The 18662-nt window shown below is 57.4% G+C and carries 13 protein-coding genes; 12 read left to right on the forward strand and 1 reads right to left on the reverse strand.

Going from position 1 to position 18662, the window contains the following annotated elements:
• Positions 1-13 precede the first annotated feature (13 nt).
• The 12 genes from NIZ92_RS14470 (at position 14) to NIZ92_RS14525 (ending at position 17587) form a co-directional block, all read left to right on the forward strand.
• Entirely contained in the window at positions 14-868 is an 855-nt protein-coding gene (locus tag NIZ92_RS14470; RefSeq protein WP_060186368.1) for an alpha/beta fold hydrolase, read from the forward strand.
• Between the two features lies 1 nt (position 869).
• Complete coding sequence (gene mhpD, locus NIZ92_RS14475; protein WP_115633973.1) at positions 870-1667, forward strand: 2-keto-4-pentenoate hydratase; 798 nt, start codon at positions 870-872, stop codon at positions 1665-1667.
• Positions 1668-1692: 25 nt separating this feature from the next.
• On the forward strand, positions 1693-2637 hold the full coding sequence (locus NIZ92_RS14480; RefSeq protein ID WP_254002156.1) for an acetaldehyde dehydrogenase (acetylating): 945 nt from the start codon (positions 1693-1695) through the stop codon (positions 2635-2637).
• A 17-nt stretch (positions 2638-2654) separates the two neighbouring features.
• Entirely contained in the window at positions 2655-3689 is a 1035-nt protein-coding gene (gene dmpG / locus NIZ92_RS14485; RefSeq protein WP_045930316.1) for a 4-hydroxy-2-oxovalerate aldolase, read from the forward strand.
• Positions 3690-3828: 139 nt separating this feature from the next.
• Positions 3829-5073: a 3-(3-hydroxy-phenyl)propionate transporter MhpT gene (gene mhpT, locus NIZ92_RS14490; RefSeq protein WP_254002157.1), complete on the forward strand. Its 1245-nt coding sequence runs from the start codon at positions 3829-3831 to the stop codon at positions 5071-5073.
• Positions 5074-5438: 365 nt separating this feature from the next.
• The gene (locus NIZ92_RS14495; RefSeq protein ID WP_207875516.1) at positions 5439-6056 is read left to right on the forward strand and encodes a hypothetical protein; all 618 of its coding nucleotides are present in this window, start codon (positions 5439-5441) and stop codon (positions 6054-6056) included.
• Positions 6057-6683: 627 nt separating this feature from the next.
• Positions 6684-7247, forward strand: a complete 564-nt coding sequence (locus NIZ92_RS14500) for a fimbrial protein (RefSeq protein WP_207875517.1) — start codon at positions 6684-6686, stop codon at positions 7245-7247.
• 65 nt (positions 7248-7312) lie between these two features.
• A complete protein-coding gene (locus NIZ92_RS14505) occupies positions 7313-8065 on the forward strand; it encodes a molecular chaperone (protein WP_254002158.1) in 753 nt (250 codons plus the stop codon).
• Between the two features lie 133 nt (positions 8066-8198).
• Positions 8199-10874 carry a fimbria/pilus outer membrane usher protein gene (locus tag NIZ92_RS14510; RefSeq protein ID WP_254002159.1) on the forward strand — a complete coding sequence of 892 codons (2676 nt, stop codon included), beginning with the start codon at positions 8199-8201 and terminating at the stop codon, positions 10872-10874.
• Positions 10871-13669: an ATP-binding protein gene (locus NIZ92_RS14515; RefSeq protein WP_254002160.1), complete on the forward strand. Its 2799-nt coding sequence runs from the start codon at positions 10871-10873 to the stop codon at positions 13667-13669. The genes NIZ92_RS14510 and NIZ92_RS14515 overlap by 4 nt, the downstream gene beginning before the upstream one ends.
• A gap of 96 nt (positions 13670-13765) precedes the next feature.
• Entirely contained in the window at positions 13766-16903 is a 3138-nt protein-coding gene (locus NIZ92_RS14520) for a hybrid sensor histidine kinase/response regulator (RefSeq protein ID WP_254002161.1), read from the forward strand.
• A 24-nt stretch (positions 16904-16927) separates the two neighbouring features.
• Positions 16928-17587, forward strand: coding sequence for a response regulator (locus tag NIZ92_RS14525; protein ID WP_207875522.1), 660 nt, complete (start codon positions 16928-16930; stop codon positions 17585-17587).
• On the opposite strand, the gene NIZ92_RS14530 is transcribed toward NIZ92_RS14525, so the two are convergent.
• Positions 17584-18468 carry an EAL domain-containing protein gene (locus NIZ92_RS14530; protein ID WP_254002162.1) on the reverse strand — a complete coding sequence of 295 codons (885 nt, stop codon included), beginning with the start codon at positions 18466-18468 and terminating at the stop codon, positions 17584-17586. The two genes, NIZ92_RS14525 and NIZ92_RS14530, sit on opposite strands and share 4 nt — an antisense overlap.
• Positions 18469-18662: the final 194 nt, after the last annotated feature.

The following is an 18662-nucleotide window of genomic DNA, read 5'->3' on the forward strand; positions in this document are numbered from 1 at the left end:
TCAGGAGATTGTCATGAGTCTTAATGAAGCTGATTACAGCCGTTTCGCGACCGTGGTCGAGGAAGGCAAGGAACTGCGCATTCACTACAACGATCTGGGCCAGGGCGAACAGACCGTCGTCATGCTGCACGGCTCGGGCCCCGGTGCAACCGGTTGGGCCAACTTCAACCGCAATATCGAACCCCTGACCCAGGCTGGCTATCGCGTCTTGCTGATTGACTGCCCCGGCTGGGGCAAGAGCGACTCCATCGTCAACAGCGGTTCGCGCTCGGATTTGAATGCCCGTGTCGTCAAAAGCATCATCGACCAGTTGGGCATAGCCAAGATTCACATGCTGGGCAACTCCATGGGCGGACATAGCTCGGTGGCCTTTGCCCTGACCTGGCCCGAACGCGTGGCCAAACTGGTTCTGATGGGCGGCGGCACAGGTGGCATGAGCCTGTTCACCCCCATGCCCAGCGAAGGCATCAAGCTGCTGAACGGCCTGTACCGCGAACCTACGCTGGAAAACCTGAAGCGCTTTAACAATGTCTTTGTGTTCGATGCCAGCGTTCTGACCGAAGAGCTGCTGCAAGCCCGTCTGAACAATATGCTCAGCCGCAAGGATCACCTGGAAAACTTCCTGAAATCCCTGGAAGCCAACCCGCGCCAGTTCCCCGACTTCAGCCCGCGCCTGCCCGGCATCACCGCCCCCACCCTGATCATCTGGGGCCGTCAGGACCGTGTCGTTCCTTTTGACACCGGCCTGCGCTTGCTGGCGGGTATCCCGAACTCCGAGCTGCACGTCTACAACCAATGCGGCCACTGGGCGCAATGGGAACACGCCGAGAAGTTCAACCAGCTGGTGCTGGACTTCCTGGAGCGTTGAGATGAGCGAATCATCCATTGAACTGCTGGACACGCTGGCTGCCCGCCTGCGCCAGGCCGAACACAGCGGTCAGGCCATTGAACCGATTCGCGCTCTGATCGGTGAAGACAATGCCCAGGCCGCTTACGACATCCAGCGTATCAATATTGCTCGTGGCGTAGCGCAGGGACGCCGCCTGACGGGCCGCAAGATCGGTCTGACCAACCCCAAGGTGCAAAAGCAGTTGGGCGTGGACCAGCCCGACTTCGGCGCCCTGTTTGCCGACATGGCCTATGGCGATGGCGACACCGTCCCCTTCGAACGTGTATTGCAGCCCAAGATCGAGGCCGAAATCGCCCTGATTCTGGAGCGCGACCTGCCCCACGCCGACACCAGCTTTGCGGATGTCGCCACCGCCGTAGGCTGGGTCATGCCTTCTTTGGAAATTGTGGGCAGCCGCATCGAAAACTGGGACATCCGCTTTGTCGATACCGTGGCCGACAACGCCTCCAGCGGCCTGTATGTGCTGGGCGGACCCGCCCGTCGCCTGGATGGTCTGGACCTGCGCGCCGCCCGCATGACTCTGCTGCGTAACGGCGAAGCGGCCTCCAGCGGCAGTGGTGCCGAGTGCCTGGGCCACCCCTTTAATGCAGCCGCCTGGCTGGCCCGCACCCTGGCCAAACTGGGTGATCCGCTCAAGGCCGGGGATGTCATTCTGACCGGCGCTCTGGGCCCCATGGCGCCGGTGGCCAGCGGCGATCACTTTGAAGCCGTGATCGAGGGCATAGGCTCGGTATCGGTCACCTTCAGCGCAGGCTAAGTCCTCTTTGTTCGGAGTAACACACATGACAAACCCCAAAATTGCCGTCGCCATTATTGGCTCGGGCAATATCGGCACCGACCTGATGATCAAGGTACTGCGCCAAAGCAAATACCTGAGCATGGGTGCCATGGTCGGTATCGACCCCAGCTCGGACGGCCTGGCCCGTGCGGCACGGCTGGGCGTGCCCACCACCCATGAAGGTATTGAAGGGCTGTTGAAGCTGCCCAACTTCCAGGACATTCGTATTGTGTTCGATGCCACCAGTGCTGGAGCCCATGCCCGCCACAATGCGCTGCTGCAAGAACACGGCATCAAGGTGATTGACCTGACGCCTGCCGCCATTGGCCCGTACACCGTGCCCGTGGTGAACCTGGAAGACAATCTGGACGCGCCCAACATCAATATGGTGACCTGCGGCGGACAGGCCACCGTGCCCATCATCGCGGCCATCTCGCAAGTCACCCCCGTGCACTATGCCGAAATCATTGCCTCGATCTCGTCCAAATCCGCCGGTCCGGGCACCCGCGCCAATATTGACGAGTTCACTGAAACTACCAGTAAAGCCATGCAGGTCGTAGGCGGTGCCACCGTGGGCAAGGCCATTATTGTGCTCAACCCGGCCGAGCCGCCCTTGCTGATGCGCGATACCGTCTACACCCTCAGCGATCCGGGCAAGGAAGCGGAAATCGAGCAGTCCATCCAGCGCATGGCCGACAAGGTTCAGGCCTACGTGCCCGGTTATCGTCTGAAACAAAAAGTGCAGTTCGATGTAATCCCCGAGGACAAGCCCATCAATGTGCCGGGTCTGGGATGGTGCTCCGGCCTGAAAACTACGGTGTTTATCGAGGTGGAAGGCGCCGCACATTATCTACCTGCCTATGCTGGCAACTTGGACATCATGACTAGTGCTGCGCTGGCCTGCGCCGAGCGACTGGCCCAAACCCGCCTGCTCACGCAAACCGCATGACACGCAAGGACATCACAATGGCACACGATCCCAACAAGAAGCTCTTTATTTCCGACGTGACCCTGCGCGACGGCAGCCACGCGGTGCGTCATCAATACAGCCTGCAAAACGCCATGGATATTGCCCGTGCCCTGGACCAGGCCAAGGTCGATTCCATCGAAGTGGCCCACGGCGACGGGCTGTGTGGCTCCAGCTTCAACTACGGTTTTGGCGCACACACCGACCTGGAATGGATTGAGGCCGTAGCCTCGGTCATTACCCATGCCAGGATTGCCACCTTGCTGCTGCCAGGCATTGGCACCATTCACGATCTGAAAGCCGCTTATGACGCCGGTGCCCGCATTGTGCGGGTGGCCACGCACTGTACCGAGGCCGACGTCAGCAAACAGTACATCGAATATGCCCGCAATCTGGGCATGGACACGGTGGGCTTTCTGATGATGAGCCACATGACTACGCCGCAACATTTGGCCGAACAAGCCAAGCTGATGGAAAGCTACGGGGCGACCTGCTGCTATGTGGTCGACTCGGGCGGGGCCTTGAACATGAACGATGTGCGCGACCGTTTCCGCGCCTTCAAGGATGTGCTCAAACCCGAAACCGAAACCGGCATTCACGCCCACCACAACCTGTCCCTGGGTGTGGCCAACAGCATTGTGGCCGTGGAGGAAGGCTGCGACCGCATTGATGCCAGCCTGGCAGGCATGGGGGCCGGAGCCGGCAATGCCCCGCTGGAAGTGTTTATTGCTGCCGCCGCACGCATGGGCTGGAACCATGGCACGGATCTGTACACCCTGATGGACGCAGCAGACGACATTGTGCGCCCCTTGCAGGATCGCCCAGTGCGCGTAGACCGCGAGACTCTGGCCCTGGGCTATGCAGGCGTATACAGCAGCTTCTTGCGTCACAGCGAAGTAGCCGCCCAGAAATACGGCCTGAAAACCGTGGACATTCTGGTCGAGCTGGGCAAGCGCCGCATGGTTGGCGGCCAGGAAGACATGATTGTGGACGTGGCTCTGGACTTGCTGCAACGACAAGCCGCGACGGCCTGACTCCGGAACTCTAAAAAAGCTCTACCCCGACTCACCGCCGCTTTAACTCGCGGTGAGCGGATTTCTGCGCCCTGAATTCGGGGCGGGCAGGTCGCAGAAGCAATAAAAAAACGTCCCGGTCAACCGAGGAGACATTGCAATGACACAAACCCACGGCCGCAGGCACGCGGTCATCACGGTGGCGATCTGCTTTCTGATCGCCGTTATCGAAGGCATGGATATTCAAGCTGCTGGCATTGCCGTTAAAGGCGTGGCAGCCGAGTTTGGACTGGATAAAACTTATCAGGGCTATTTTCTAAGTGCAGGCATTCTGGGCCTGCTGCCCGGTTCACTGATGGGCGGGCGCTGGGCAGATAAATACGGTCGCAAGGCCGTGCTGATTGCCTCAGTCGCCATCTTTGCCCTGTTTACCTTGTTCACCGCTTGGGTCAACAGCCTGGCCATCCTCTTGATGGTGCGTTTTCTGGCTGGTGCAGGTCTGGGCGCAGCCATGCCCAACCTGATTACCCTGGCCGCCGAATCGGTCAAACCCGAACACCGTGCCCGCGCTGTAGGCATGATGTATGCGGGCATGCCTGTGGGTGCAGCCATCCTGTCGCTGGTGGCCGCCTCCAACTTTGGCGAGAACTGGAAAAACATCTTCTATCTGGGCGGCTTGCTGCCTCTGCTGGTCATTCCTGTGATGGTGTGGCTGCTACCCGAATCGCGCGAGTTTTTGCAAGCACGCCAGAGCCGCACCATCGTGCAAGGGCGCTTCAAAGACCTATTCAGCAATGGGCTGGCCGCTCGTACCCTGCTTTTGTGGGTCAGCTATTTCTTTACATTGATGGTGGTGTATCTGATGCTGAGCTGGCTGCCCTCCCTGTTCCAGGAGCTGGGCTTTAGCCGCAAGCAAGGCAGCACCGCACAGTTCTGGTTCATGGTCAGCGCAACCGTGGGCACCGTCTTGCTGGGCTATCTGACCGACCGCTGGCACAAGGCTGTAGTCATCGCGCTGATGTATGGCGGGATCCTGGCCGGTTTGCTCAGTTTGAACGGCGCTTCCGGGCTGGAGCAGATGTATTGGGCCGCCGCCTTGACGGGTGCTTTTGTCATCGGTTGCCAAGGCGTCTTGTATGCTTTTGGCGGCATTGTCTACCCCACCGCCGTGCGTGCCACAGGTGTAGGCACCGCCGCTGCAGTAGGCCGCATTGGTGCCACCTTAGGCCCGACCATTGCAGGCATGTTGCTTAGCCAGGGCTATGGTGCTGCCGGTGTGATCAGCTCGGCCATTCCCTGCATTATTGTCTCGGCGCTGTGCATGTTCCTGGTGGTGCGTCAGATCAGTCAAGAACGAGCATTGGCCTCCAGCAATCCTGCCCTGTCAGCAGCAGGCAAAGCATAAGAACAGAGCAGATTGCAGATCAAAACCGGGCTGCAATCTGCACACCAGCCATCCTATAGCCAGCCCTTGTACCTAAGGGCTGCTGCCAAGCCAAAGTAGCACTGCCTGCATGGCTGGCTCCCCAAGGTTGACCGTATTCGACCTTGGGGGCCACTCGCAATGGCAGCCCCCCATTCAGCGTTGCAGACCTACGCGATCTATGCGGGGTCACTTGTGGCAATCCCTGAGGAGAATGGAAACAAGAATAAAGAATGGCAGGATACAATGGCCGGCTGCTATTTTGGCAGCAGTTTTTTATGGTCGGGCGTAACCCTGCAGCGGGGAAACAAGAACAAGGTGCCTGACCCAGCACGGAAACACGAGTGATGGACACAGTCATACTTCTTCTGATCGCCGCTATTGCCTTGCATTTTGTGCGAGCACGCTATCAACGCGGGCGCATTATCTTGCTGGGCCGCCACCTGAGCAGCTTCCAGCTAGAGCGCCATATGGAAACGCTGACAGAAGGCTATACCCGCGCCATTGGAGAACAGGATCCCTCGCGTCAGCTACAGGTTCTGGAGATGTTTGCCCAAACTGAACATGCCGTGGCCACCCAGATTCAATCCTTGGCCGATCTGCTGCAAAAAGAACCGGCAGAAAATACCCGCGTGGGCATGCTGCCTTTCTGCGTTCCTTATGCAGAACGAATCATCCCGTCCATGACACGAGACTTTCGTCAGCTTTTGCAGATTCATGCTGCCGGTTTGCGCCATGTTGTAGATAATCCCGAACAACTGGACCCAAAGAACCGGGCCTATCATTTGTCAGCCGAACTTTATCTGTTCCAACATAGCTGTCACTGGTTTTGCAAGTCCAAAACCGTGGCCGATGCACGCTTGCTAGCACGCCATAAAGTCACTCATCAAAAAGTGTTGGAGTCCGTGTCTGCCCAGACTCGCAGCGCCTATTTGCGCTGGCAGCAAGGCCAGGACAAGCAGTAAAAAAAGGAGCCAGCACGGCTCCTTTTTTTATACATCAATATCATGACTACCCAACCATCAGCACAGCAAAAGCCTCTGAAAAGTCTGGTATGAATTGTTCACGACGTTGCCGTTGGAACAGAACAGTTGCTACGCCTGCACTTCCCCCCCAGAACAAACTTGTGCAAGTGGCAAGAGCCAAACCTTAGCCCATATGGTTCGTTGAAAGGGCAAAGTCGGTTTCTTGATTTGCCTGCTCCTCACATCACACTCCTTATTCATCAACAATTAATTCCTGCCTATATGCAAACCGGCTTGAAATTAATTTTAAGGTCGTGACTTCTTTATTTATATCAGACCATTCTTATTTTTACTTTTCAACGACTTATATACAATCAAACCTTACATGGGTTAATTGTCAATAATTGCAAACTCGCTTCGAACACTTCTTGACATACGATTAATTATAAAACCAACCCTGCCAATCAATTAATTTCATTTTTAAGAATAGTCCTAAATCTTTTCACCGATTGATTTCCTAAACTTCAATTGTGCTCTAAACCAAGCACATACCTGGGAACCTTCGAGCGCCCCAAGGCGTACAACAAGGTTGCTTCGTTTGTCCAACAATCGGAAGTCAAATCAATCATGAAAAAGATCCTTTTAGGCCTCACCATCCTTTCCGCTTTCGCCGCTGCCGGTGCTCAAGCCGAACCTGTTCTTGGTGCTCGTGGCAACATCAGCTTTGTCGGTAGCATCAACGCTGACAGCTGCACCGTGCGCACCCCTGGTGCATCCAGTTCCGGTGCCAACATGCTGGTAGACATGGGCCCCGTCTCGGCCAAAACCCTGGGTACCGAAGCCGTACCTGCCACCTCCGAAGGCGGCCTGACCTCCATCGCCAAAAACATCGACATGCAAGTTGAATGTGCAAGCGGCACCAAAGTTGAACTGAAACTGGCTCCTACCGCCACGTCCGGCAAGGGTATTGCTGTTACTGGCGGCGCCCAGAACGTGCAGATCATGCTGGTCAGCAACGAAAGCGTTCTGGACTTTACCGGCGGCACCGCCAAGCTGGAAGCTCCTTACGCTGAAGGCGCCATCAATATCCCTCTGACCGCTTACTACACCCGTAAAGCCGGCGCTGATATTGCTGATGTGGTTGGCGGCCAAGCCAATGCCACCGTTGCTTACGAGCTGTCTTACGAATAAGACTGCCTAAGCTGCTGGCGAGGGGAGCCCTCCTCGCCAGAGTCACCCCTCAAGGAGAATGAACCATGTCCATCTTAACTTTCAAGAAACTGGCTTTGGGATGTCTAACCCTTGGCGCTGCACTGTTGGGCAGCCATGCACAGGCATCGATCTCCTTGAGTGGTACCCGCCTGATCCTGCCCGAAAAACAACAAGAAGCATCCATCGTAGTTCGCAACGAAAATTCGCCGGTACTGGTTCAGTCCTGGTTGGAAACGAATACCGACCACGACCAAGCGGAACTGCCTTTTGCCATCACCCCCGCACTGGTCAAAGTTGCCCCAAATGCACAGCAAGTGATGCGCGTCCTGTATGCCGGTGGCGAACAAGGTATGCCCCGCGACCGTGAAACCGTACTGTGGCTGAACGTTCAAGAAATCCCCCAACAAGGCCCTGGCGACAATCAATTGCAGATTGCTATCCGCCAACGCATCAAATTATTTTTCCGCCCTGACGGCCTGCCCGGTTCGGCAGAGCAGGCTCCTGCTCAATTGCAGTGGTCTGTAGTGAACAATCAAGGCAAACCCATGCTGGAAATTCACAACCCCAGCGCTTACCACGTGTCCATGTCCACCCTGAGCACCGCCAGAGGTCAGGCAATGGAAGACCCTGGCATGATTGCCCCTGGCCAGACTCGTCTGCTGCCACTGGGCCGCTCGGGCGCCCAAGACACCTTGCAGTTTCGCGCTATCAGCGACTATGGCAGTGCCGATCCCTATGAAGTTCGCCTCAACGGGCAGAACAAGGTCCAAGGCCGCGCCTTGACTCCGGATAAGTAAAAAAAAAACGGCGGCCTCGACCGCCCAGCCTCCCCCGCCTCACGTCTGACCCTTTCGGCTACTGGCTCTTGGCCAGTAGCAGGAGCCCTTGCACGTCCTCGAATCGTCCAACACGCCCCCTGGGTGCAGAGTCATGTCTAAAAAAAATCACCTGTTCTGCCATAGCATTCGCCCCGTCAGCCGCCAGCCTCTGGCCACGCTGCGACTGGCTTTGCTGCCCTGCCTGGTCATCATGGCCTGCACGGTCCAGGCCCAGACAGACTCCTCCATCCAAGTGCCTGCCCCTGAAGAAAACAAGGCGGAGCCCGTTCAAGTTGCCGCCCTGAGCACGACTGACTCCCTGGGCTTTAACATGGCCTTCCTTCAAGGCAATGCCTCCACAGCGGATCTGCGCACCTTGCTCTCGAACAGCAACGTGTCCGAAGGCGTGCAGCGTGTGGACCTGTATGTGAACCAACAGCGCACCGGACGGCGAGACATCACCTTCAAGCGCAACCCGCGCACTGATGACAACGAACCCTGCTTTAACCAGGAGATGCTGGAACAAGCCGGTGTTGACCTGAGCAAACTGCCTGCCCCCTTGCCAGCCGAGGCGAGCTGCCTGCGCCTGCCAGAGATTGTGCCCGAAGCCACTGTGACGTATGAAAGCGCCCAGTTGCGCCTGCAACTGAACATTCCACAAATTTACTTGAGCCCCAGCAAGCGCGGCTATGTAGACCCATCGCTGTGGGATTCGGGGCAGATGGCTGCTTTTGTGAACTACGGATTGAACGTGCGCCGGGATCAAAGCAAGGGCATGTCCGCTACCAATGACCTTAGCGCAGACCTGCGCATGGGCGTGAATATCGGACCCTGGCGTCTACGTAACAACTCCTACTACAGCTCGGGTACCAACCGCCCCAGCTCTTTTACCAGCCAGAACACCTATGCTCAACGCGACATCGTCGCCCTGAAAAGCCAACTGCTGGCCGGGCAAACTTATACCCGTTCGCCACTTTTTGACAGCGTGCGCTTTATGGGTGTGCAAATGCTCTCGGACGAGGCCATGCGCCCCGATAGCGAGCAAGGCTATGCACCGGTTATCCGCGGCACGGCCGAGAGCAACGCCACCGTGGAAGTGCGCCAGAACGGCTATGTCATCTACACCACCAACGTGGCACCGGGCCCCTTTGCAATCAGCGATCTGTCTCCATCAGGCTCCAATGGCGATCTGGAAATCACCATTATCGAAGCTGATGGTTCGCGCCGTATTTTGCGTCAAGCTTTTTCTGCTCCGCCCCTGATGGTACGCGAGGGCCGTCTGAGCTATGACATCGCTGCTGGCCAGTTGCGCCTGAACGACAATATGCAAGAACGCCCCCACTTTGTCAGCGGCTCCATGCTGTATGGCGTTAGCGCCAATACGACGCTGGCCGCCGGGGTACAGGCATCCAAAAACTTCAGCGCCTACTCCCTGGGCGTAGGCATGAATACCCAGTTAGGTGCAGTGTCACTGGATGCAACCCGTTCCACCAGCCATATCCAGGGTCAGCAATCCCAGGGCACCAGCATGAACCTGCGCTACAACAAGTTCATCGAAACCACCGGCTCGAACGTGTCCGTCAATCTGCGTCACGACCTGAGCCGTGGCTATCGCACCCTGTCCGATCATGTCCAGGCAATGGAAGCCCCCGCGCACCTTCGCATGTATGGTTCGCGCGACTCTCGTCAGCGCATTGATGCCAACATCAGCCAGCCTGTGGGCGACGGCAACCTCTATCTGAATGCCTCCTACAACAAACATTGGGAGAACACCTCCTCCAATAGCCTATCGGTGGGCTATAGCAACAATATCGGTAAGGTGAGCTACAACCTGGCCTACACCCGAACCCGGAATTTGCAGTCCTCCTTTAGCTCCTCGCGCTCCCACGACAATGCCATCATGCTGACGCTGAGCATGCCCTTGGGCAGTGGCTCCCATGCTCCACAAAGCTTTACCAGCATCAATCACGACAATAATGGCAACTCGGTCCAAGCCGGTGCCAGTGGATTGCTACCTACCGACCGCGAGATCAGCTACGCCGTCGCAGGTGGACGCACAGTTGCCGGCGAAAGCAATGCATCGGTCAACGTCGGCACGACCACTTCCTTTGCCCGTATGAATGCTGGCTACTCCTACGGCAACCGTCACAACTCCGGCAACTTCTCGGCCAACGGTTCAATTGTGGCGCACGGTGGCGGCGTCAACCTGGGTCAGGCTCTGGGCGAGACCATCATGCTGGCCAAAGTAGAACCCGCCGTAGCCGGTGTAGGAATCTCCAGCCATGTCGGTGTCGAAACCGGGTCAAACGGCTACGCCATCATCCCGAATGCCACGCCGTACCGCAGCAATCACGTCAGTCTGGATACACGCAAGGCTCCAAAAAACGCCGAATTCGACAACGCCGTACAACAGATTGTCCCTACACGCGGTGCGGTTGCGCTGGCGACCTTCAAGGCCGAGGTGGGCTACCGCGTACAGTTTGAACTGCGTGACGAGCAAGGGCTAGCTCTGCCCTTTGGTGCCATGGTGCGCAATGCCGCCGGTGAACAACTAGGCATGACAGACCCGCGTGGCCGTGTCCTGACCATGGTGTCCCCCGAGCAGATGCGTGGTCACCTGGACATCAGCCGTGACGGCCAACTGTGCCGCGCTCGCTACGAACTGTCCGAAAATACGGACGAGCTGAACTACCAACTGGTCCGCCTGAATTGTGTTCAGCGCGATCCTGACCCCATGCTGCCGGGCGATCTGGCCAAGCAAGGCAAGGATCAAGACGGCACGGTATGAACGGGCGCATCCACAAGCTAAATAGCGGCCCCCTGCGTGAGAACCTGCCCGCCATGCAGGTTCCCCGCTTTCCCAGCGTGTTGCTGGGTGCCTTGTCCCTGATTCTGATTCTGTGCGCCTCGCTGGGTACCGGTGCTTATTTGTATGCTTCGGCCACACATCTGGTTTCCGAATATCGTCGGCAGCTCAATAGCGCAGCAGACCACGCACAACTGTTCTTTGACCAGCGTGAAGTGCTGCTGCGTGCCGTGGCCGCCAGCGCGGTTTCCCCAGACTCCCTGAGTCTGGCAGCCAACACCCACAATCTGGAAGCAATCGACACGCCAGACAGTGGTCCCCTGGATCACTACACCTTGTTGCTGACACGTCGCCACTGGAACGCCATCCACCGCACGGGCAACCTGCGTTACAGCAAACTCAGTCCTACCCAAGACTTTCGTCTGGAGCGCGACGGCCAGGATCTGCTGTGGGTGCCTCAAATCGATGCCCTGACCACACGCCTGAAAACAATCAATCAAGATCCTCATGCCCGTCAAGTTCCCGTGATCTGGCTGCATCAGAATATTGACTCTGTATCGCGTCTGGTGGCCTACACGCCTATCGATCGGGAAAATCGCCAGGGTGCCTGGCTAGGCCTGGAATTAAGAGACATAGATCGCGCCCTGACCTTGAGTCCTCCCCCGCCCAGTACCGAATACATTCTGTTCGATATACGCGGACAGGCTGTCTTATACAGCAGCGCCCCGCCGGATTCGTCCGAGTTGCGCTGGGTACAACAAGACTATTTTGGTTTCGACGGCAAAGGCTGGCCGCAACACATCATCCTGAGCAAGTCCATCGGGACAGGCGGCTTGCGGGTGCTCTATGCCTTGCCAACCCGGCAACTGCTGCACGATGGTCGCAGCACCCTGATCACTGCCTTGCTGACCCTTACGGTCTTTACCACTGTTGTCCTTGTCGGTGCCAGCCTGATCCGACGCCGTTTGCTGCTGCCAGCCCGCCAGCAACAGCAAAGCCTGGTCGATAGTGTGTCCTTGAATCGCAAGCTGATTGCCATGGCGCCCGTGGGCCTGACTCTGGTCGATGCCCAGGGCGACGTGATCTTTCAAGAAAACCTGCAAGCCCGCAGTTGGATGCAAGGCGATGATCAATGGCGCACGCGTCTGCCCGGCGAGCAGGATCAAAGTGCCTGCACCGACGTCACCTTGAGAGATGGCCGCAGCGTGCGCGTGCATGCCATCAGCCTGAGTTACCGGGGCAATCGGGCGGCCTTGTGTTCCATCATTGACATTACGAGCGAGAAAGCCGAAGAAGCGGCGCTGCGTCACTCCCGCCAACTGGCGGAAAATGCCAATATTGCCAAGACCCAGTTCCTGACCACGATGAGTCACGAGATCCGCACGCCCTTGTACGGCATTCTGGGCACGCTGGAACTGCTGTCGCTGTCCGAGAAAAACCGACATCCCTCGCCCTATCTGGACACCTTGCGCCGCTCGGCCGAAACCCTGTTCCGGGTGGTGGGTGAGTCGCTGGACCTGTCCCGCATTGAAGCCGGCCACGTCAGCCTGGAGCCACGCGAATTTACGGCACAGGAGCAAGTCGATGAAGTGATTGCCTCCTTTGCCGCCACAGCACAGAACAAGGGCTTGCTGCTTTACTCTGTCACCCCGGTGCGGGCCCTGGTCCCCACTATTGGTGACCCCTTGAAAATCCGCCAGATTCTGAGCAATCTGGTCAGCAATGCCATCAAGTTCACCACCTCCGGCCATGTGGTGCTGCGCCTGCATACCGAGCCTCAACCCGGCAACCGCCTGGCCCTGCGTTTTCAGGTAACGGACTCGGGCCAAGGCATCAGTGCCGACATCCTGCCCAAGCTGTTTTTACCGTATTTCAGCGCAAACAAAGGCGGGGTCAGCAAGCAAGCTGGCACAGGTCTGGGTTTACCGATTTGCCAGCGTCTGGCCAGCCTGATGGGCGGCTCCCTGTCTGTAGTCAGCGAGCCCGGACTGGGGACCAGCATTAGCTTTGAAGTGATTTTGCCAGTGGCCGCCCCGCCAGGTACTCCTCCGGCACCCGAGTCCTTGCTGGCATTCCACCCCGTCTATGTTGCCGGAGACATCCCCGAGATCGTCTCCAACGTCAGCAAATGGCTGCGACACTGGGGCGCCTACGCCCTGCCCTACACCGGGCAGGCCGCCAAACCCGGCACGGTCCTGGTGCATAGTTGGCCCGCTTTTGCCACCAGCACGCCAGAATGGACTGGCCGCCAGGTGATGGTTCGACCCAATACCCAAACCACAGCCATACAAGCAGACAATCCGGACTACTTCTACACTGCCTCAACCGCGATGGAGCACATCATGCATGCGGTACAGCAGGCTCAGGCCCTGGACTGTACGCCCCAGCGAGACGAAGAGCCTTTTAATCCACCCAGACGCACACAGCGAGTCCTGGTGGTAGACGACAACCCGGTGAACCGGCAAATTCTTCAGGAGCAATTGACTGTGTTGGGCTGCACCACCCATCTGGAGGCCAATGGCGAAGCCGCCCTGGACCTGCCAGACAAAGACCGTTTTGATATTGTCTTTACCGACCTGTTCATGCCCGGCATGGACGGCTACTCCCTGGCCCGCGCCTTGCGTGCCGAGGGCTATCAGGGGCGCATCATCGGCATTACGGCCAATGCGATTCTGGACAAAGACAAGGAATGGTCTGCCGCAGGCATGGATGCCCTGCTGATCAAGCCTTTGCCTATGGCCGCCTTGCGCGACAGTCTGCAGCCTCCGACACCCTAAGCCTGCCCCATCATGCACGACTCCTGCGTCGCCATCGCCGCGCGGGACGGTATGATATGGCAGGACTTGCCCTGCACGGCGATCCCACGGAGAACCATGGCCAACTCACCTTTTAATCGCATGACGCGACGCTCGCATGGACACACGCGACTGTTGCTCAGTGTTATCCCTGTTTCATTCATGCTGCTAGGCGCACTAGTCGTCGGTGGCCAGCATTTCTTCAGTAATGAGCGCCATCGCCTGAAATCAGATTTCACGGTGACCTTGGCGTACATCCACGAGCAGGAACGCTTTTTAGCCCAATTAAAAGCCGATGCTGCCAAACTGGAAGCCGGGCTGGAACCCGAACCCCCGCCAGTAGAAAGCGGCCACTCCGTCAGCATCTGGCGACCCACTGCCAGTGTGTCCTTTTCCATGATCTGCGAACATCACTGTCGTGCCCCTAAAGAGGATTACGGCACGCTGGGCGCCGATCTGGCCGACAGTTTTGCCTCCTTCTGGGCGCTATCCTATTTTCCGTCCGGCTACTTGTTCCTGTTTCATCCCGAGATGGAAGACAGTTTGAGCATTCCGGAACTGGAGTCTTCCCGCACGGATACCGTTCTGCCCATTGCCTCTCACAAAGAGGCACGCCAGCATATTCAGGCACCCAGCAAACCTGTATCCGGGCCACCAACCGTAAAATGGGTCTCCTTGCCCGGCCACCCTTTGCATATGCTGGGAATTATCCCGATTTCCCTGCCCGGCCTGCCCGTGCCTGGAGCAGACCCCACGCTGTTCCAGGCCATGAGTCTGTTTGACAAGGGCCGGCTGCGCGAATTTTTCAATCAGTCCGAAGCTCCGCTGGGCTATCGCTTCTGGCTGCACCATGCCGAACAGGGCCTGTTAATCGGGAAGAACGATTCCCCTGATCTGAAACACGATGGCTTTACCTTCAGCCTGCAAGGGCTGGCCTTCCAGATGCGCGACCCTTCGGGAACCTGGACGGGCCGCTATCTGATCAGCCCCAGTCAATTGCTCAACACCACCTGGGTGCCATTGGGCACAGTCGTATTTTTATTGTTGAGTCTGTTAGGCGGCATGGCCTATGCACGCTGGTATGGACGCCGTGTGGTGGAACCGGCCCGGCAAGCTCAAAGCGCCCTGCTGGAAAGCCAGGACTTTAACCGCAGCATTATTGATACTTCGCCGGTGGCCTTGTGCGTCATCAGCAAGGACAAGCGCCAGATTATTTTTGGCAATGCCCAGGCGCTGGAATGGCTGGAACTGGATGCAGGGGATAGCTTGCCCGAGCAGTCCCCTCTGTCCCTGGCATTGAACGAATTGCAGCAGCAAGGGCCAGAGGCCAACGAAGGCAAAGTGGACCTGGCCGATGGCCGCAGCCTGCATCTTGCCTGCGCTCCCAGCCGCTATCACGAACAGGATGTCTTGCTGTGCGTCCTGATGGACCTGACTGCCCAAGAAGAAATCCAGCGTGAGCTGGAGCGAGCCCGTGCGGCAGCGGACGAGGCCAGCACCGCCAAGTCCGCCTTCCTGGCCACCATGAGCCATGAAATTCGCACGCCTTTGTACGGAGTCTTGGGGTCTTTGGAGCTGCTGTCCTTGACCGAGCTGGATGCCCAGCAACATCAGCAAGTGGACCGGATACAGGGTGCATCGCGCCAGCTTCTGCAAATTATCAGCGACATTCTGGACATCAGCCGAATTGAAGCAGGCCAGACGCATGTGCAGTCCGTGCCGCTGGATCCGGTAGCTCTGGTGCAGGACTGCATCGCCACCTACACCGCCATGGCCCAGCAGAAAAACCTGCTCTTGTTCTGCCATGTAGCCCCGGATGTGCCCCGCAGCGTTTTGGGCGACCCACTGCATATACGCCAGATTCTGAGCAATCTGATCAGCAATGCCGTCAAGTTCACGCAGGCTGGCCATATTATTGTGCGGCTGCACCAGGAACAACAGGACAAAGGCAAGGCGCAACTGCTGTTTCAGGTAGCGGACAGTGGCGTAGGCATTGAACATGAACGCCAGGAGCAGTTGTTTACTCCGTTTTATGTGGCCCATTCGGGAGAACACACCATACGCGGGGCGGGCCTGGGCCTATCCATTTGCGCCCGTCTGGCCGATCTGATGGGCAGCCAGATTCAACTGACCAGCGAACCTGGTCTAGGCAGCAGTTTCTCTTTTATTCTGAATCTGGATATAGAGCCCGCAGGCGCGGAAATTCGCCCAGCCCCGGATCTGCAAGGCATGAGGCTGCATGTACGCACGCCGCACGCCGAGCTGTCAGAGTCAATTTGCACTTGGTTAAATCGCTGGAATGCGCAAGCACAGGCCATGCTGCCCAACTACCCGCTAAAGGGGAATGCCGAAGATATCTTGCTGGATGTGATGATGCCCGGCAGCAAGCCTGCCCCGAACTGGCCTGGCCCTTACATCAGCGTATCGGCACGCGACGGCAGCGCCACCTTGCCCGAGGCCGATGGCACCAACCCGGAAAGCATTGCACGCGCCCTGGAGCGCTGGCAGGCACAACAAGACGCCACATCCGAACAAACTGTCTCCCCGCCCGTCAAAGCAGCCATCAAGCCCCCCTGCCGCCCCGGTCTGCATGTACTCGTGGCTGAAGACAATCCGCTTAACCAGGCCACTTTACGCGAGCAGTTGGAGCGTTTGGGATGTCAGGTCACTCTGGCCCAGGACGGTGAAGAGGCCCTTAGCCTGTGGGATGGCAATAACCACGATCTGCTGCTAACGGACGTCAATATGCCCAATATGACGGGCTACGAACTGGCCCGACGCTTGCGCGACCAAGGCATGAGTGCCCCTATTGTGGGCATTACAGCCAACGCCATGCGTGACGAAGCCCAGCGCTGTACACAAAGTGGCATGAACGCCTGCCTGGTCAAACCCATGAATCTGGCCACCTTGGGCAATTTGCTGGAATCCTTGGTCAGTTCACCCGTACCACGACGCTACAGAGAGATTTTCCGCAGCACCATGAGCAAGGATCTGGAAGTGCTGGAACAGGCCCTGCAAGAACAAGACACCGCCCAGAGCCAGGCCGTTTTGCATCGTATGGCTGGTGCACTGGTAGTAATGGGCTTGCAGGAAATCGCTGACAAGGTGAAAGAATTGGAACAGAATTTCAGGCAGAATACTCAACAAACTGAAACACAAGCTCAAACAGCAGTCGCAGTTTGCAATGCATTACGCAAGCTGATCGAACAAGCTTAGCAAAACAGGCAAGGAAACCCCGGTATGCCCGCCATTCAAAAACTGCGCGTCATCATTGCAGACGATCACCCATTGATCCTGATGGGCATACGCGAGCTGCTGGGACGTGATATCAATCTGAGTGTCGAGGCCGTAGCAGCCAGCCCCTCGGAGCTGGTCCAGCACCTGCAGAAAAGCCAGCCCGATGCCATCATTACCGACTACTCCATGCCGGGCGATGAGCAATATGGCGATGGAATGCGCTTCATTTCCTATCTGCGACGCCACTTCCCAGAGGTCAAGCTGATTGTGCTGACCATGGTGTCCAACCCCATGATTATTTCTTCTTTGTACGACGCGGGCGTACAAGGGGTGGTACTCAAACAGGACGAACTGTCCGAAGCCCTGGTCGCCTTGCATTTGTTGCGCCAAGGCGTGAAATATTACCCGGCCAATTTCAAACAGGACACACCCAAAGATGTGCTGGAAAGCTCGGTACCCGATCGTCTGGCATCACTGAGCCCACGTGAATTTGAAGTGCTGCGTCTGTTTGCCATGGGCGACTCCATCAGCAGCATTGCTGAGCAATTAAATCGCAGCATCAAAACAATCAGCGCGCAAAAAGCCTCGGCCATGCGCAAGTTGAACGTGCAGAACAACCAGGACCTGATTGTTTTTTGCACTCAGCACAATTTGTTTTCCTAAGCGGCCCAACGCTGACGCATCCACATATCCAGCTCGAAAGCGGGAGTGGGTTTGGCAAACAAATACCCTTGCGCGTAATCGCAGCCCATTTGCTGCAAGATATCCAGATCAGCCTGGGCTTCCACCCCCTCTGCCGTCACTCGCAAGCCACGTTCCTTGGCGGTCGCAATCCAGCCCAGAACCTGATTGGCCTGCTGACGATTGTCCGACAAACCATGCACAAAACGCCGATCCAGTTTCAACTCTGAAAACGGCGCACAGGCCAGCCGCTCCATGGAGCTGTAATCCACACCCACATCATCCTGAGCCAGGCCAAAACCCATCGCCACCAAGCGACATGCCCCCATGAACAAGGCACAAGGCGTCTTGGTGTCGGAGTTCTCCAACAGTTCAAAAGTGATGTCACGCGCGCGCCCCTGCTTGGCCTGCACACAGGCCATCAAACGATCCGGCAAGCCAGCATCATCAAGCAAATGTGTGGGCAAATTCACGGACACCGGCATCACCGTCCCTTGACGCCGCCAGTAAGCCTGCAACCCCAAGGCCTCTTGCAAAATGTGCATCAGCAAGGCCTCGTCCAGGCCGTGCTCACTGAACCAGGGCAGAAAAACATTAGGTGACAACAAACCCAATTGCGGATGACGCCACCGCGCCAGGGCTTCCAAAGCCACCAGCTTTTGGGACTGCACCGATACCTTGGGCTGCAACCAGGCCTGAATCTGATCCTTGTGCAAAGCATTCAGCAAGCCAGCCCGGCTGATGATGGCCCCGCCTGCCTGAGCACCCGGCAAGGCAGCCGCAGGCCTTGGCACCCACAAGCCCGACTCGCAGCGAGCACGACGGGTAGGCCGCGCCAGCGTTCTGGACGGGCGGTAGGTCAAGCATCCGGACGGTTGTTTAAAAACAGAAGGTGCAAACATGAAGAGCCCCGGCAACAAGAGATGCGCATCACAAACCGCCTTACGGTTCAGCTGCTATCATCGATGCTTTAAATCTTAAGATTTCAGCAGCTTGACGGGTCTAGGAATAATCCGAAAAAACTTGTCAACTACAAAACAGCCTAGGAAAACCGGAG

This window comes from Alcaligenes sp. 1735tsa3 (genome assembly GCF_024134565.1).
Classification (GTDB): Bacteria; Pseudomonadota; Gammaproteobacteria; order Burkholderiales; family Burkholderiaceae_B; genus Alcaligenes; species Alcaligenes phenolicus.

Excerpts from the sequence above, each read along its gene's own strand:
- NIZ92_RS14470 (WP_060186368.1), top strand. The coding sequence starts at position 14 with ATGAGTCTTAATGAAGCTGATTACAGCCGTTTCGCGACCGTGGTCGAG.
- mhpD (WP_115633973.1), top strand. The coding sequence starts at position 870 with ATGAGCGAATCATCCATTGAACTGCTGGACACGCTGGCTGCCCGCCTG.
- NIZ92_RS14480 (WP_254002156.1), top strand. The coding sequence starts at position 1,693 with ATGACAAACCCCAAAATTGCCGTCGCCATTATTGGCTCGGGCAATATC.
- dmpG (WP_045930316.1), top strand. The coding sequence starts at position 2,655 with ATGGCACACGATCCCAACAAGAAGCTCTTTATTTCCGACGTGACCCTG.
- mhpT (WP_254002157.1), top strand. The coding sequence starts at position 3,829 with ATGACACAAACCCACGGCCGCAGGCACGCGGTCATCACGGTGGCGATC.
- NIZ92_RS14495 (WP_207875516.1), top strand. The coding sequence starts at position 5,439 with ATGGACACAGTCATACTTCTTCTGATCGCCGCTATTGCCTTGCATTTT.
- NIZ92_RS14500 (WP_207875517.1), top strand. The coding sequence starts at position 6,684 with ATGAAAAAGATCCTTTTAGGCCTCACCATCCTTTCCGCTTTCGCCGCT.
- NIZ92_RS14505 (WP_254002158.1), top strand. The coding sequence starts at position 7,313 with ATGTCCATCTTAACTTTCAAGAAACTGGCTTTGGGATGTCTAACCCTT.
- NIZ92_RS14510 (WP_254002159.1), top strand. The coding sequence starts at position 8,199 with ATGTCTAAAAAAAATCACCTGTTCTGCCATAGCATTCGCCCCGTCAGC.
- NIZ92_RS14515 (WP_254002160.1), top strand. The coding sequence starts at position 10,871 with ATGAACGGGCGCATCCACAAGCTAAATAGCGGCCCCCTGCGTGAGAAC.
- NIZ92_RS14520 (WP_254002161.1), top strand. The coding sequence starts at position 13,766 with ATGGCCAACTCACCTTTTAATCGCATGACGCGACGCTCGCATGGACAC.
- NIZ92_RS14525 (WP_207875522.1), top strand. The coding sequence starts at position 16,928 with ATGCCCGCCATTCAAAAACTGCGCGTCATCATTGCAGACGATCACCCA.